The sequence below is a fragment of the Streptomyces sp. NPDC004838 genome (assembly GCF_053600955.1).
Genome location: NZ_JBSGAW010000030.1, coordinates 85,798 through 101,027, shown reverse-complemented (window position 1 = coordinate 101,027; position 15,230 = coordinate 85,798). Strand labels below are relative to the sequence as shown.

Here is a 15,230-nt window from a genome sequence, read left to right as displayed (position 1 = left end):
GCGCCCATGAATACGGGCGGGCGAGGCGACGGGCAGCGCTCAGCGGCGCACGGGGCCGTTTCCGTACGTGCGCCGTTTCCGCTACGCGGGCCGTTTCCGTACACGGGCCCGCGGCCCCACCGTTCGCCCCAGGCCGCCGCAGTACGAACGCGATCACCGGCACGCCCCGACGCGCACGTCACCCCGGCCCGGCATCCTGCGGGCGGTCAGGCGGTCAGGCGGTCACGCCTTGGGGGCCACCTTCGACAGCCCGTTGATGATCCGGTCCATCGCGTCGCCGCCCGTCGGGTCGGTCAGGTTGGCGAGCATCTTCAGCGTGAAGCGCATCAGCATGGGGTGAGTGAGGCCGCGCTGGGCCGCCACCTTCATGACCTTCGGGTTGCCGATCAGCTTCACGAACGCGCGGCCCAGCGTGTAGTAGCCGCCGTAGGTGTCCTTGAGGACCTTCGGGTAGCGGTGGAGGGCGAGTTCGCGCTGTGCCGGGGTCGCGCGGGCCTGTGCCTGCACGATCACTTCGGCGGCGATCTGGGCCGACTCCATGGCGTACGCGATGCCCTCGCCGTTGAACGGGTTCACCAGGCCGCCCGCGTCGCCGACCAGCAGCAGGCCGCGCGTGTAGTGCGGCTGGCGGTTGAAGGCCATGGGGAGCGCCGCGCCGCGGATCGGGCCGGTCATGTTCTCGTCGGTGTAGCCCCAATCCTCGGGCATGGAGGCGCACCACGCCTTGAGGACCTCGCGCCAGTCCAGCTCCTTGAAGGCGGAGGAGGTGTTCAGCACGCCGAGGCCGACGTTGGAGGTGCCGTCGCCCATGCCGAAGACCCAGCCGTAGCCGGGCAGCAGCCGGTCCTCGCCGGGGCCGCGGCGGTCCCACAGCTCGAGCCAGGATTCCAGATAGTCGTCGTCGTGGCGGGGCGAGGTGAAGTAGGTCCGTACGGCCACGCCCATCGGGCGGTCCTCGCGGCGGTGCAGGCCCATCGCGAGGGAGATACGGGACGAGTTGCCGTCGGCGGCGACGACGAGCGGCGCGTGGAAGGTGACCGGGGTCTTCTCCTCGCCGAGCTTGGCGTGCACTCCGGTGATCCGGCGGGTGCGGTCGTCGATGATCGGCGCGCCGACGTTGCACCGCTCGTACAGCCGCGCGCCCGCCTTCTGCGCCTGCCGGGCGAGCTGTTCGTCGAAGTCGTCGCGCTTGCGGACGAGTCCGTAGTCCGGATACGAGGCGAGTTCCGGCCAGTCGAGCTGGAGCCGCACCCCGCCGCCGATGATCCGCAGGCCCTTGTTCCGCAGCCAGCCGGCCTCTTCGGAGATGTCGATGCCCATGGAGACGAGCTGCTTGGTGGCGCGGGGGGTGAGGCCGTCGCCGCAGACCTTCTCACGCGGGAAGGCGGTCTTCTCCAGCAGCAGGACGTCGAGTCCGGCCTTGGCGAGGTAGTACGCGGTCGTGGATCCGGCCGGGCCGGCCCCGACGACGATCACATCAGCGGTGTGTTCGGTGAAGGGCTCGGTCACGGCGGGTTCTCCCGAAGACTCGACTGCGAGTGCCGTGCATCGGTTCACCGATGCACGGCACGGGTCAGGGGCAGTCTATGGGTGGGTACCGGCCAGGCTGCGAAGGGCTCCCGTAAGCGGTGGGCAGCAGCCGGGCGTTCACCGGACGGAGCGGACCCGGCTCGTCGGCGGCGGAAGCGGGCGAGCCGGTGCGGGCGGTGGCGGAGAGTTCGGCGCCCGGCCGGCGGGTGCCGTGCGGTGGCAGGGCTCAGCGCGAGCTTCTGACGAGCAGGGCGATGTGTACGGCCGCGTCCCGCAGCGGGGTGTCGTCGCCGGTCACCCGGCTCAGCAGTTCCGCACCCTCCAGCAGGCTGATGACCGTCCCGGCGAGGGGGCGAGCCGTGGCCGGGGCGACGCCGCCGGCCGTGAGTCCGGCCGCGACCAGGTCCTGCCATCGGACGAGCGCCTCGGTGGCGGCCTCCTGGAGGCCCGGGACCCGGCCGACCGTCTCCAGCGCGGTGACGGCGACCGGGCAGCCGTCGGTCCACTCGGACCGCCTGAGGGTGTCCGCCAGCAGCAGAGCGCAGGCCGCGGTGGCCTCGGCGGGGTCGGAGGACGAGGCGAGCCCCTCCGCGAGCAGCTCGCCGAACTCCCCCGCGCCGTGACGCATCGCCTCGATCGCCAGCTCCTGCTTGCCGCCGGGGAAGAAGTGGTAGACGGAGCTGGGTGACGCCTTCGCGGCCCCGGCGATGCTCTTGACCGAGGTGGTCTCGTACCCCTGGCGCTGGAGCAGAGCGGCCGTGGCCTCGATGATCCGGCGGCGGGTGTCGGCCTCCGAGCGCCCGGCGGCGGGCCTCGGGTCGGCTTCCTGGAGTTCCTGGGCTTCCATGGCACCCACCTTACTGGCTGGAACGTTCGATCCAATCATGGTTATAGTCTGGATCGAACGTTCCAGCCAGTAAGGTGGGTGCCAGAACGGCACAGAAGAAAGCCGAGCGGATACCGATGACCACAGCAGCACCAGCCTCCGCATGGGCGGGCCACCCCGGATACGGGCGCATGTTCGCGCCCGGCCAGCTGACCGTCGGCCTCTTCATGCCGCTGCGGCCCTACGGAGGCGAGATGACCGCGCTGCGCGGTCACACCGAGGTCGTCCGTCAGGCGGACCGTTCGGGGTTCGCGGCCGTGTGGGTACGTGACGTTCCGCTGGCCGACCCCTCCTTCGGCGACGTCGGGCAGGTGTACGACCCCTGGTCGGCGCTCACCTGGCTGGCGGCCCACACCTCCCGGATCGCGCTGGCGACCGGCAGCGTGATCTTCACCCTGCGCCACCCCCTCGACCTCGCCAAACAGGCGGCCTCGCTGGACCACCTCAGCGGCGGACGGCTGGTGCTGGGGATCGCCTCCGGTGACCGGCCGGTCGAGTTCCCCGCGTACGGCATCGACTTCGAGACCCGTGGGCTCCGCTACCGGGAGGCGGTCGGCGCCTTCCGTGAACTGCTCGGGGAGAAGGCACCCGAAGAACGCGCCCACGGTGCCGACCTGCTGCCGAAACCCGTGCACGGGAGCATTCCCCTCCTGGTCACCGGCTCCTCCCGGCAGTCGCCCGAGTGGATCGCCGAGCACGCCGACGGCCGGCTGATCTACCCGATGGCGACCGTCGGCGCGGACGGGCCACGGGCCCTGGGACGGAAGATCGCCGCATGGCGGGAACTGGTGCCCGGCGGGGAGTTCCGGCCGGTGGCGACCAACGAGTGGATCGACCTCGTCGAGGACCCCAAGCACCCGCCGACCGCGCTGCGCGGCGGATTTGTGCTGCGCACGGGCACGGAGGGGCTGATCGAACTCCTCGGGCGCTGGAGGGAAGCCGGGGTGAACCACGGCGCTCTCGGCGTCCAGTACGGCCGGCGGTCCGCCGCCGAGGTGGTGGCGCAGCTCGGCGAAGAGGTCGTACCGCACTTCCCCACCCTGAACGGGCCCGCGCCGCTGGAGCCTTCGTGGTGACCCCGCTCCGGTCCACCGACAGCCGGGACTGTCCGGACTGCAGGGACAGCGTTGAAGCAGTGGGGGCGGCCGGGGCCGGCGAGTTCCGTGACGCCATGCGGCGCTGGGCGACCGGGGTCGCCGTCGTCACCACGGAGGGCCCCGGGGGGCCGCACGGGATGACCGTGAACTCCCTGCTGTCGGTCTCGCTCGACCCACCGACCCTGCTGATCTCGCTCAAGCGCGGGAGCCGCACCCTGGACGCCGTCGAACGGACCGGCCGCTTCACCGTCAACGTCCTCGCCGCCGGGCAGCGCCCGGTCGCCGAACGGTTCACCGGGCGGCGTGAGGTGGGTGAGCGGGAGTTCGCCGGTCTGAGAACCCGCCGCTCGTCCGGTGGCGGGGGGCCTGAACTGGAGGACTGCCTCGCGGTGCTGACCTGCCGTACGACGGAATGCGTCGAGATCGCCGATCACACCCTGGTCGTCGCCGCGGTCAGCCGGGTCCGGCTGCCGGGGGAGGGCGGACGGCCGGAGCATTCGCTGCTCTACGCGGGCGGTCGCTACCAGGGGCTCATGAGCCTGTCGGACCTCCCGGACCTCCCGGCAGGGTGAGGTCCGGGACGTCCGGTGCCGGTCGTGGCCCCGGCGCTCGGGGGACCGCCGGGCTCGGCCCCGCCGGACCAGGCGCGCCCGGCCTTCCGTACGGGCCCGCCGGTCAGGCCGTCTTGGTGCCCCGGTGCAGTGCCACCACTCCCCCGCTCAGGTTCCGCCACGCCACCTTCGACCAGCCGGCCTTCTGGAGCTTCGTCGCCAGCGCGGGCTGGTCCGGCCAGGACTGGATGGACTCGGCGAGGTAGACGTACGCGTCCGGGTTGGAGCAGACCTGACGGGCCAGCGGCGGCAGGGCCCGCATCAGATACTCCTCGTACACCGTGCGGAACGGCGTCCACGTGGGGTGGGAGAACTCACAGATCACGACCCGGCCGCCGGGCTTGGTCACCCGGTGCAGTTCGCGCAGCGCCTGGTCGGTGTCCTGGACGTTGCGCAGGCCGAAAGAGATGGTGACCGCGTCGAAGACCCCGTCGCGGAACGGCAGCCTCGCCGCGTCACCGGCCGTCAGCGGCAGCCAGGGATGACGCTGCTTGCCCTCGTGGAGCATGCCGAGGGAGAAGTCGCAGGGGACGACGTACGCGCCGGCCCGGGTGAACGGCAGGGAGGAGGTGCCGGTGCCGGCCGCCAGGTCGAGGATCTTCTCGGCCGGGCGCGCGTCGACCGCCTTGGCGACCTGCTTGCGCCATCTGCGGTCCTGGCCGAGCGAGATGACGTCGTTCGTCAGGTCGTAGTTCTTCGCCACCTTGTCGAACATGGAGGCGACTTCGTGCGGCTGCTTGTCCAGGGAGGCTCGGTTCACGCCTCCCATTCTGCCGTTCCGTTCCCGTACGGGTCCGGGCAGGGCGCAGCGGGACACGGGACGGCGGAACTCCGGGCGGGGAGCGAACGGGCAGCACAGCAGCACGCGACGGCACACAACGGCACGCGACGGCACGGCACGGGCACGGGCACGGGCAGCCGGGCAGACACAGCAGGCCAGGGCCCGGTGAGCGCGTCAGCGCCTCCGGTAGACCAGCCGTCCGGCCAGGACCGTCGCCACACAGGTCGCGGCCCCCCGCGCGGCGAGCGTCGGACGGTCCGGCACCTCGAAGACGGCGAAGCTCGCGTCCATCCCGTCCGCCGCGAGCGGCTTCAGGAACGCCTCGCCCGGCGTCCGACCGGCGAGGGGATCCAGTGAGGGCGGGCCCTCCGGGTCCCCGGCGCGTTCCACCACGGTCAGGCCGACGCGGGCGGCCGCGTCCACGGCTGACGGCCGCCGCAGGGTTCCGGCGACCGCGACCGTGCCGTGGGCGAGCATCCGCTGGACGCCGCGCCGGGCGCTGCCGCCCCACCGCGTCTCGTCCGGCTCCAGCTCCAGGCCCGCGAGCGCGTCCCCGGTCAGCGGCTCGGTGCCCAGTTCGCCGGCCTCGCGCGGGTCCGGGTGGTACGCCCGCTCCAGCAGTTCGGGGCCGTACGGATTGACCAGCCCCGGTGTGATCACGCCGGGCCAGCGCCGGATCCGGGCCCGCAGATAGGTGACGGCCAGCCGCTCGTACGGGCCGACGGCCGCGATCACGCGTCCCCGGACGGCGACCGCCCCGCCGGGCACGGGCGCCTGAGCGCCGCCCGGCAGGAGCAGGTCCGCCGTGTGGATCGTCAGCAAGCCGGGGCTCAGTTGGCGTTGAGGAGCTTCAGCTCCGGGTGGGCCGTGCCGCCCTCGATGGCCGTGGACGAGATGTGGGAGGCCACGCGCTCGTCGACCGGGTCGTCCGCCGGGTCCTCGTGGACGACGATGTGCTCGTACGTGGTCGTCCGCTGGGCGGGCACCCGGCCCGACTTGCGGATCAGGTCGATGATCTCCTGCCGGTTGGAGCGGTGCTTCGCGCCCGCCGAGGAGACGACGTTCTCCTCCAGCATAATCGAGCCGAGGTCGTCCGCGCCGTAGTGCAGCGAGAGCTGGCCGACCTCCTTGCCCGTGGTCAGCCAGGAGCCCTGGATGTGGGCGACGTTGTCGAGGAAGATCCGGGCGATCGCGATCATCCGGAGATACTCGAAGATCGTCGCCTGGGTGCGGCCCTTGAGGTGGTTGTTCTCGGGCTGGTAGGTGTACGGGATGAAGGCCCGGAAGCCGCCCGTCCGGTCCTGTACGTCGCGGATCATGCGCAGATGCTCGATCCGCTCGGCGTTGGTCTCGCCGGTGCCCATCAGCATCGTGGAGGTGGACTCGACGCCCAGGCCGTGCGCGATCTCCATGATCTCCAGCCAGCGCTCACCGGACTCCTTGAGCGGGGCGATGGCCTTGCGCGGGCGCTCGGGGAGCAGTTCGGCCCCCGCGCCGGCGAAGGAGTCGAGACCGGCCGCGTGGATGCGGCGGATGGCCTCCTCGGCGGAGACGCCGGAGATCTTGGCCATGTGCTCGACCTCGGACGCGCCGAGGGAGTGGATCACCAGCTCCGGGTAGGCGGACTTGATCGCCGCGAAGTGCTTCTCGTAGTACTCGACGCCGTAGTCGGGGTGGTGGCCGCCCTGGAACATGATCTGGGTGCCGCCCAGTTCGACGGTCTCGGCGCAGCGGCGCAGGATGTCGTCGAGGTCGCGGGTCCAGCCCTTGGCGGTGTCCTTGGGCGGGGCGTAGAAGGCGCAGAACTTGCAGGCCGTGACGCACACATTGGTGTAGTTGATGTTGCGTTCGATGATGTACGTCGCGATGTGCTCCGTACCGGCGTAGCGGCGGCGGCGTACGGCGTCGGCGGCGCGGCCCAGCGCGTGGAGGGGGGCGGACCGGTAGAGGTCGAGCGCTTCCTCGGGGGTGATCCGACCGCCCTCGGCGGCACGGTCCAGCACGGACTGAAGGTCGGCCTTCTCGGTCACCGGGTGTCGCCTTTCGGTGGGTTTTCCTGGGCGTTCTCCCTGCGTTCCCCGAGCGTTCTCGGGGCGCCGGGAGCGGGGCAGCGGGCCGGTCCAGCGTACGCCAGGCGCTTCGGCGCGCCCCGGACCGGTCCTCTCGCACCGCGTCACCCGGCTCCGCGCCGGGCTCCGCCGACGGTCGTCGGAGCCCGGCCGCCGTCGGGCCGCGCGCACCGCGAATCGCGCGGGTCCGGCCCCCACACCCCCCACATACGCGCACCCGCGCTACCGCGCCCCCGCCCGCAGCAGTTCCACCGGCACATCCGCCGGGAATCCGGTCGACGGGCCGACGCGGCGCGCGAACTCCCGTACGCCCGCGAGCTGATCCGGCCCGAAGCGGAAGTCAAGAGTCCGGAAGTACCGCTCCAGCAGCTCCGCGTCGAACGCCTCCCAGCGCGCCGCCTGCTCGGCGACCTTGACGACCTCCTCCAGCGACAGGTCCCGCGAGGAGAGGAACGCCTGGTGCACCTCGTGCACGACCTCCGGCTCACGGGCCAGATAGTCCTTGCGGGCCGCCCACACCGCGAAGACGAACGGGAGCCCGGTCCACTCCTTCCACATCAGCCCAAGATCGTGGACCCGCAGGCCGAGCCGGGGCGCTTCGTGCAGCGAGGCGCGCAGCGCGGCGTCCCCGATCAGCACGGCCGCGTCCGCCTCCTGCATCATCAGGCCGAGGTCCGGCGGGCAGGTGAAGTAGTCGGGCGTGACCTCGTACCGCTCGGCGAGCAGCAGCTGGGCCAGGCGTACGGAGGTGCGCGAGGTGGAGCCGAGGGCGACGCGGGCGCCGTGCAGCTGCTCCAGAGGGACCTGGGACACGATCACGCAGGACATCACCGGGCCATCGCAGCCGACCGCGATGTCGGGGAAGGCGACGAGCTGATCGGCGTTGCGCAGGAACTCCACGAGGGTGATGGGCGCGATGTCGAGATCGCCGCGCACCAGCTGTTCGCTGAGCTTCTCCGGGCTGTCCTTCGACAGCTCGAAGTCGAGGAGGTTTCCGGTACGGGCCAGCCCCCAGTACAGGGGCAGACAGTTGAGGAACTGGATATGGCCGACGCGGGGGCGGGTTCGACGGGGATCGGTTGCTGGGCTTTCTCCGGGACTGTCCACATCGTGAGGCTAGACCCGCGGACGGCCTCCGGACGCGCCGGGGGCGTACGCAGGTCGCGGTGTCCGGCGGCGGGGACCACTGGATGCGCCCCGTATGACCTGCGCTTCGTCGGCGAACGGGGGATCCGATCAGGCGTCCGGGTGAAGTGATCTTTACCCCTACCGCTGCAAACACCGTGCGTGCTAGGCTCGACGCAAGTTGCAGTTTGGTTTCCCTTGCAGTACAGAGCCTGCGGAGCATGTAACCCGCAGGCTTTTGTAGTTTTCAGACTTGTTTGGCAGGTTCTGGAGCAGGGCAACCCTTTGGCCCAAGGAGGGCTTATGGCTACCGGAACCGTCAAGTGGTTCAACGCTGAAAAGGGCTTCGGCTTCATCGCCCAGGACGGCGGCGGCCCGGATGTCTTCGTCCACTACTCCGCGATCAACGCGTCTGGTTTCCGCTCGCTTGAGGAGAACCAGGTCGTGAACTTCGACGTCACCCAGGGCCCGAAGGGCCCGCAGGCGGAGAACGTCACCCCGGCCTAATCGCCTGGACTGACGAATCGCGTCCCGACTTAGCAGTACCCAAGGAGCCCCGTCCGCGAGGAACGGGGCTCCTGCCTTTTCCGCCCGCGAGCCTTTCGGCCCCCGCGTCCGGGGCCCACCCGTACGGCCGTCGCCATCCGGGCGAATTCGGCACGGCACCACATCAGGGGGCATTCGCGGCATGGCGGCGTGACGGCACAGCCGCCCTGCCTCCGGGTGAAATCCGGGAATTCCCCTGGAATCGTTCCTTTTGGTAACGAGGTGTGCGCGAAGACCCCGATGGCCCCGATTCGGGGAGCCCGGCCCTCTCAGAAACGCGGTCGCGGCAGTTCGGGCAGCTTCGTCTCGTAAAGCCACCGCGTGAAGAGCCCGTCCAGTGACCGCGGAGAGTGGCGTCCGGCGAGGGCGATGAAATCCTCGGTGGTCACCACCCCGTGCCGGTGGGTAGCGGTCCACTCCCGTAGCAGCGCTACGAACGCCACATGCCCGATCTCCGTCCGCAGCGCGTGGAGGGTGAGGGCCCCGCGCTCGTAGACCTGGTCGTCGAAGAGCCGCCGCAGGCCGGGGTCGGCGATCCGGACGTCCTGCCGCATCAGGGCCAGACGGGCGCGGGATCTGGCCGCCATGACCGCCGTGGACGGCCCGCCGGACATCTGGGACCACAGCCACTCGGCGTACTTCGCGAAGCCCTCGTTGAGCCAGATGTGCCGCCAGTCGGCGACGGTGAGGCTGTTGCCGAACCACTGGTGGGCCAGTTCGTGCGCTATCAGCCGCTCGCTGCCGCGCCGCCCGTCCACATGGTTGGAGCCGAAGATCGACAGGCCCTGCGCCTCCACGGGCACGTCCAGCTCCTCGTCCACCACCACGACCGCGTAGTCGTCGAAGGGGTACGGGCCGAAGAAGTCCTCGAACACGGTCATCATCTGCGGCTGGCGGGCGAAGTCGTGCTGGAACCGCCCGCCGAGCAGCGCCCGCGGCACGGCGGCGGGCTGCGGCACCGCCCCCGCGTGCGGCACGTCGACCAGTTCGTACGGGCCGATCTGCACGGTCGCCAGATAGGTCGCCATCGGCGCGGTCTGCTCGTACACCCAGGTCGTCGTGGAGGCGCTGATCGTACGGGAGGTGAGCAGGCCGTTGGCGACGACCGTGTACGGGGAGGGCGCGGTCACCGCGATCCGGTAGACGGCCTTGTCGTCGGGGCGGTCGTTGCACGGGAACCAGGAGCGCGCGCCGTGCGGCTGCGAGGCGACCAGCGCGCCCTCCTCCAGCTGCTCCCAGCCCAGCTCACCCCATTCGCGGGTGCGGACGGGCCGCGGGACGCCGGTGTAGCGGACCTCCATGCTGAAGACCGCCCCGGCCGGGACCGGCTTGACCGGTCTGATCCGGAGCTTGTCGGCGCGGTGGACGTAGCGCCCGGGGCGGCGGCCGTCCACCAGGACCTTGTGGAGGCGGAACGGCCCGAGATCGAGGAGTATCTCGGACAGGCTCCGCCGGGCGACGGCGGTGATCCTCGCCCGGCCGGCGAGCCGGCCGGTGTGCGGGTTGTACTCCAGCGCCAGGTCGTACTCGATGGTGCTGTAGCCGTCGTCGCCGTGCTGCGGGAGATACGAATCCGTCACCTGTGGTGGGTCCTCCGGGTTCTTCGCCGCCTGGTTCTCCGTCCCCGGGCGGTCTTCCATGGGTGGTGCGTCGGCGGTCGGGCCGCTTCGACCCGGTCCCGTGGCCGTGCCGCGTACGGCGGCGGTCCCCGCCCCCGGCGGGGAGGGGTGGACCGCGGACACGGACGACGGGCGGCGCGCGCCTACCGCTTCACGGTGCACGCCCGCGGCTTCGCGGTGCACGCCCGCGGCTTCGCGGTGCACGCCCGCGGCTTCGCGGTGCACGCCCGCGGCTTCGCGGCGCATGCCTACCGCTTCCACGCGGCGATCGGGTTGCCCAGCCAGCGGGTGTCGGCGGGCACCCGCTCCCCGCGCATCACCAGCGACGCCGGACCGGCCACGGCCCGGTCGCCGATCACCGCGCCGGGCAGCACGATGCCGTGCGGGCCGAGCGTCGCGCCCGCCCCGAGGACCACATTGTCCATGCGCATGATCCGGTCGTGGAAGAGGTGCGTCTGCACCACGCAGCCCCGGTTCACGGTAGCGCCCCGGCCGACGGAGACCAGATCGGCCTCCGGCAGCCAGTACGTCTCGCACCACGCGCCCCGCCCGACACGGGCCCCGAGGGCGCGCAGCCACAGGTTCATCAGCGGGGTGCCGGGGGTCGCGCCGATCAGCCAGGGTACGGCCAGCACCTCCACGAAGGCGTCGGCCAGCTCATCGCGCCAGACGAACGCGGACCACAGGGGGTGCTCGACCGGCCGGAACCGGCCCACCAGCGCCCACTTGGCCACGATGGCCGTCACCGCGGCCACCACGCCTCCCGCGAGCAGTACGGCACCGCCCAGCAGGACGGCGAGCGGATAGCCGAAACGTTCCGCCGTGCTCGCGAAGAGCATGATCCCGAGGACGGCCAGCGCCGCGCTGCACATCACGGGAACGATTCGGCACAGCTCGACGGCCGCGCGCGCCCATTTCAGCCGCGCCGGCGGGTCGAAGGTACGGCTCTGGTCGCCGGTCTCCGCCGCGCGCGGCAGCCGCATCGGCGGCATCCCCAGCCAGGAGCTGCCCGCCTTGGCCCGCTTCGGGGCCGACGACAGCACTCCGACCAGTCCGCGCTTGGGCACCCGGCGGCCCGCGGCCGTCATCCCGGAGTTCCCGAGGAAGGCGCGCTTGCCGACGCGGGCCTCGGCGATCCGCAACCGCCCGCCGCCCAGCTCGTACGAGGCCACCATCGTGTCGTCGGCGAGGAACGCTCCGTCGCCGACCGTCGTCATCGCGGGCAGCGCGAGCACGGTCGACGCCTCGACCCCGCGGCCCACCTTCATACCGAGCGCCCGCAGCCACACGGGGGTGAGCAGGCTCGCGTACAGCGGGAAGAGATGCACCCTCGCCATGTCCATCAGCCGCTCGGTCGCCCACGCCTGCCAGGCGATCCGGCCGTGCACGGGATGGCTGCCCTCGCGCAGCCCGATGCTCAGCGCCCGTACGCCGACGAGGATCAGCAGCGCGTACGCGACCAGGGCGGTGACCGTCGCCGGCGGGACGGCGGCGAGCGGGGTGGGGCCGAGGCGCAGCACCAGCAGTGCGGGGAGCACGGCGACGGCGGGCAGCAGGCCGAGGAGGAGCGAGGCCAACGAGTAGGCCGCGGTCCAGCGGCGCTTGCGCGGCGGGCGTTCCCCGTACTGCTGGTGCTTGCGGATCTTGCCGGCACGGGTCGCGGGCACGCCCGACCAGCGCTCGCCGGCCGGTACGGACCCGGTGACGCCCGATCCGGGCGCGATCTCGGAGCGCTTCCCGATCCGCGCGCCGGGGAAGAGCGTGCTGCGGGCCCCGACGACGGCGTCCGCGCCGATGCGTACGCCTCCGATGTGCAGCCGGTCGCCGTCCAGCCAGTGGCCGGACAGATCGACCTCGGGTTCGACGGCGCAGCCCCGGCCGAGCCTGAGCATTCCGGTGACGGGCGGCAGGGCGTGCAGATCGACGTCCTCGCCGATGCGTACGCCGAGGGCGCGCGCGTAGTACGTGAGCCAGGAGCCCGCGAGGTTCACGGCCCCGCTCAGCTCGGCGAGCCGCTCGGCGGTCCACAGCCGCAGATGCGTGCCGCCGCCGCGCGGGTACGTGCCCGGCCGCACCCCGCGCAGCAGGAGCCGCGCGCCGCCCGCCGCGATGACGATCCGGCCGGGCGGGCTGACGACCAGCAGCCAGCCGAGCGCGATCCACCACCAGGAGACTCCGGGCCCCAGCCCGAGGACGTTCGCGACGGCCGCGGCGACGACGCTCCAGCGCAGTCCGGCGACGGTCAGCAGCGGCACCATCAGCAGGAGCTGTGCCGCCTGGGCCCGCCGGGGCACCGGCCGCACCTCGCGGACCTCGGCGCTCTTGGCGACCGTGCTCTCCAGGGTGCGGGCGAGCGCGCCGAGCGCGGGGTTCTGGTAGATGTCGCCGACGGAGCCGGTGCCGTACCGCTCCCTGATCCGCGACACGAGCTGCGCGGCGGCCAGGCTGCCGCCGCCGTTGGCGAAGAAGTCCGCGTCGGGGCCGGTGACGGGCGCGCCGAGGAGGTCCTTCCACTGAGCGGCGAGCCACTCCTCGATCTCGGTGAGGCGGGCGCTCCCCTCGGCCGGGCCGGTCGTGATGTCCGGCAGCGGCCAGGGCAGGGCGTCCCGGTCGACCTTCCCGGAGGTACGGGTCGGCAGCTCGTCCACGACCGCGAGCAGCGGGACGAGGGCGGCGGGCAGCTCCGCGCGGAGGCGGGCGAGGGAGTCGGCGTGGTCGAAGGCGGGGGCGGGGGCGGGTGCGGGGGCCGCGTCGGGCGCGGCGGGCGCGGGGGCCGCGTTGGGCGCGGCCTCGGGGTGGGCGGGCTCGCCGCGCGCGGCCTCGGTTCCGGTTCCGGTTCCGGTTCCGGCGGAGCCTGCCGCGTCGGCCGCGACCTCGCGGAGGGCGACCTCATCCGATGCGAGGGACCCGGCTGTGCCGGTCGCCTCTGAACCAGCGGTTTTCGCCGCGCCGGAACCGACCGCGTGGGACGAGGGGGACACGGTCTCACCGGGCGTGGGGGACGCCGCGGCTTCGTGAGCCGCGGCGGACGTCTCCCCGGCACCGGCACCGACAGCACCGGCGCCGGCATCCGCGCCGGTGACCGTGTCCGCCGCCGACGGGCTCTCGGACCCGGCAGGGACCACGTATCCGACCAGCACCTGCGTGCCGGCACCCGTCGTGCGGACCGCCGCCGCCGCGCCCGCCACCCCCGGCAGCGCCTGGAGGGCCGCGTCGATCTCGCCGAGTTCGATACGGCGGCCGCCGAGCTTGATCTGCTCGTCGGCTCGGCCCACGAAGAGCAGGCCCTCCTCCTGCGCGCGGACGAGGTCGCCGCTACGGTACGCGCGGGTCCAGCCGAGGGCCGGAAGAGGGGCGTACTTCTCGGCGTCCTTGGCGGGGTCGAGATAGCGGGCGAGGCCGACCCCGCCGATGACCAGCTCGCCCGTCTCGCCCATGGACACGATCTCGCCCCGCGCGTCCACGACGGCCAGCTCCCAGCCGTCGAGCGGCAGCCCGATGCGGACCGGGCCCTCACCGTTCAGGGGGGCCGCGCAGGCGACGACCGTGGCCTCGGTGGGCCCGTAGGTGTTCCAGACCTCACGGCCGGACACGGCCATGCGCTCGGCCAGCTCGGGCGGGCACGCCTCACCGCCGAAGATCAGCAGACGTACCTGGTCGAGCGCGTCGGCGGGCCAGAGCGCCGCGAGCGTGGGGACCGTCGAGACGACGCTGATGCGCTGTTCCACGAGCCAGGGCCCGAGGTCGAGGCCCGTACGGACGAGGGAGCGGGGCGCGGGCACCAGGCACGCTCCGTGCCGCCAGGCGAGCCACATCTCCTCGCAGGAGGCGTCGAACGCGACGGAGAGCCCGGCGAGCACCCGGTCGCCGGGGCCCAGGGGCGCGGCGGGCAGGAACAGCCGCGCCTCGGCGTCCACGAAGGCCGCCGCGCTGCGGTGGGTGACGGCGACGCCCTTGGGCTTGCCGGTGGAGCCGGAGGTGAAGATGATCCACGCGTCGTCGTCGGGGGTGGGGCGGCGGTGGCCGGGGGTGGGGGTCGCGGGGGCGTGGCCTGAGCTGGTCGCCGGGGCGGAGGTGGTGCCGGGGGCTGGGCCGGGGGCGGCCTTCGCACCCGCCTTCGTGGTCGCCGCGCCCGTCTTCGTGATCGTGCGGCCCGCGCCGATCACCGCGTGCACGGCCGCCTCGGTGAAGACCAGTTCCGCGCGCTCCCCGGGGTCCTCCGCGTCGACGGGCACATAGGCCGCGCCCGCCGCGAGCACCGCGAGGATCGAGACGTACAGGTCGGCCGTGCCGGAGGGCACCCGGACACCGACCCGGTCACCGGCGGCGACACCGCTCTCGGCCAGCCGTCGCCGCAGCGCCTCGACCTCGTCCAGCAGCCCCGCGTACGTGAGCGGGGTGACGCCGTCGTCCACGGCTGGAGCGCTCGGGTGACGGCGGGCCGTCGCGTCGAGGATGTCCAGAAGCGTCCGCTCGGGGGCGGCGGGGCCCGCGGCGAAGTACGCCGGCGACGCCGTCTCGTCGAGCAGCGGGTCCAGCAGTGCCTGGGTCTGCGAGGCGACAGTCATGCGGCACACCCGTCGTCGGCCGACGGGGCCGTACGTCCGGGGTCACCCCGGCCGATCCGAGACTGGCGCGTACACATCGATCTCACTCCGTCCGTCGTGCCGTGCCCATGGGCAAACGAGGAGTTTATCCACCGATGCCCCGACTCGCCTGATGTGAGAGCCGGGGTCGATCCCTGTCTTGTCCCTCTTCACGGCCCGCGTCCGCCCAGCTCACGGCAGGTGAAGCGCGCCCGCCTCCGTACGGCCGCCCCGCCCTCCGACTGTGGCGAAGGGCACGCCGCGGCCCCCTTCCGGGGCGGCCTGTGGGGGTCCGCGCGAGCCCGTCGACCGCTCGTGGGGACGACGCCTGTGCCGGTTCTCCCGAGCGGAACCTCCCGGACCGGTTCCTGTGCCGGTTC

Annotated in this window: 11 protein-coding genes; 3 read left to right on the top strand and 8 right to left on the bottom strand. The window is 72.6% G+C overall.

Annotated elements, in window-relative coordinates; genetic code table 11:
• Window positions 1-222 precede the first annotated feature (222 nt).
• Both ACWEFL_RS29075 and ACWEFL_RS29070 read right to left on the bottom strand, forming a co-directional pair.
• Window positions 223-1,509: a geranylgeranyl reductase family protein gene (locus ACWEFL_RS29075; RefSeq protein ID WP_451717967.1), complete on the bottom strand. Its 1,287-nt coding sequence runs from the start codon at window positions 1,507-1,509 to the stop codon at window positions 223-225.
• A gap of 247 nt (window positions 1,510-1,756) precedes the next feature.
• On the bottom strand, window positions 1,757-2,377 hold the full coding sequence (locus ACWEFL_RS29070) for a TetR/AcrR family transcriptional regulator (RefSeq protein ID WP_451717965.1): 621 nt from the start codon (window positions 2,375-2,377) through the stop codon (window positions 1,757-1,759).
• Window positions 2,378-2,493: 116 nt separating this feature from the next.
• Between ACWEFL_RS29070 and ACWEFL_RS29065 the strand changes: the two genes are divergently transcribed.
• Both ACWEFL_RS29065 and ACWEFL_RS29060 read left to right on the top strand, forming a co-directional pair.
• On the top strand, window positions 2,494-3,492 hold the full coding sequence (locus ACWEFL_RS29065; protein WP_451717962.1) for an LLM class oxidoreductase: 999 nt from the start codon (window positions 2,494-2,496) through the stop codon (window positions 3,490-3,492).
• 59 nt (window positions 3,493-3,551) lie between these two features.
• Window positions 3,552-4,085 carry a flavin reductase family protein gene (locus ACWEFL_RS29060; protein ID WP_451717959.1) on the top strand — a complete coding sequence of 178 codons (534 nt, stop codon included), beginning with the start codon at window positions 3,552-3,554 and terminating at the stop codon, window positions 4,083-4,085.
• A gap of 103 nt (window positions 4,086-4,188) precedes the next feature.
• Here the strand turns inward: ACWEFL_RS29060 and ACWEFL_RS29055 are convergent, their stop codons facing one another.
• From ACWEFL_RS29055 to ACWEFL_RS29040, 4 genes are all read right to left on the bottom strand, one after another.
• Window positions 4,189-4,884, bottom strand: a complete 696-nt coding sequence (locus ACWEFL_RS29055) for a demethylmenaquinone methyltransferase (protein ID WP_451717957.1) — start codon at window positions 4,882-4,884, stop codon at window positions 4,189-4,191.
• 195 nt (window positions 4,885-5,079) lie between these two features.
• Complete coding sequence (locus tag ACWEFL_RS29050; protein WP_451717954.1) at window positions 5,080-5,727, bottom strand: hypothetical protein; 648 nt, start codon at window positions 5,725-5,727, stop codon at window positions 5,080-5,082.
• 8 nt (window positions 5,728-5,735) lie between these two features.
• Complete coding sequence (mqnC, locus tag ACWEFL_RS29045; RefSeq protein ID WP_451717951.1) at window positions 5,736-6,935, bottom strand: cyclic dehypoxanthinyl futalosine synthase; 1,200 nt, start codon at window positions 6,933-6,935, stop codon at window positions 5,736-5,738.
• Between the two features lie 261 nt (window positions 6,936-7,196).
• Window positions 7,197-8,081, bottom strand: a complete 885-nt coding sequence (locus tag ACWEFL_RS29040; RefSeq protein WP_451717949.1) for a menaquinone biosynthetic enzyme MqnA/MqnD family protein — start codon at window positions 8,079-8,081, stop codon at window positions 7,197-7,199.
• 321 nt (window positions 8,082-8,402) lie between these two features.
• Between ACWEFL_RS29040 and ACWEFL_RS29035 the strand changes: the two genes are divergently transcribed.
• Window positions 8,403-8,606, top strand: a complete 204-nt coding sequence (locus tag ACWEFL_RS29035; protein WP_003967102.1) for a cold-shock protein — start codon at window positions 8,403-8,405, stop codon at window positions 8,604-8,606.
• 308 nt (window positions 8,607-8,914) lie between these two features.
• Here ACWEFL_RS29035 and ACWEFL_RS29030 read toward each other — a convergent pair whose 3' ends face one another.
• Complete coding sequence (locus ACWEFL_RS29030) at window positions 8,915-10,510, bottom strand: M1 family metallopeptidase (protein ID WP_451717946.1); 1,596 nt, start codon at window positions 10,508-10,510, stop codon at window positions 8,915-8,917.
• A 2-nt stretch (window positions 10,511-10,512) separates the two neighbouring features.
• Window positions 10,513-14,832, bottom strand: a complete 4,320-nt coding sequence (locus ACWEFL_RS29025; RefSeq protein WP_451717943.1) for a Pls/PosA family non-ribosomal peptide synthetase — start codon at window positions 14,830-14,832, stop codon at window positions 10,513-10,515.
• Window positions 14,833-15,230: the final 398 nt, after the last annotated feature.

Bases quoted from the DNA above. Each gene is read 5' to 3' on its own strand.
- ACWEFL_RS29025 (WP_451717943.1), bottom strand. From the start codon at position 14,832: ATGACTGTCGCCTCGCAGACCCAGGCACTGCTGGACCCGCTGCTCGAC.
- ACWEFL_RS29030 (WP_451717946.1), bottom strand. From the start codon at position 10,510: ATGCGCCGCGAAGCCGCGGGCGTGCACCGCGAAGCCGCGGGCGTGCAC.
- ACWEFL_RS29070 (WP_451717965.1), bottom strand. From the start codon at position 2,377: ATGGAAGCCCAGGAACTCCAGGAAGCCGACCCGAGGCCCGCCGCCGGG.
- ACWEFL_RS29065 (WP_451717962.1), top strand. From the start codon at position 2,494: ATGACCACAGCAGCACCAGCCTCCGCATGGGCGGGCCACCCCGGATAC.
- ACWEFL_RS29035 (WP_003967102.1), top strand. From the start codon at position 8,403: ATGGCTACCGGAACCGTCAAGTGGTTCAACGCTGAAAAGGGCTTCGGC.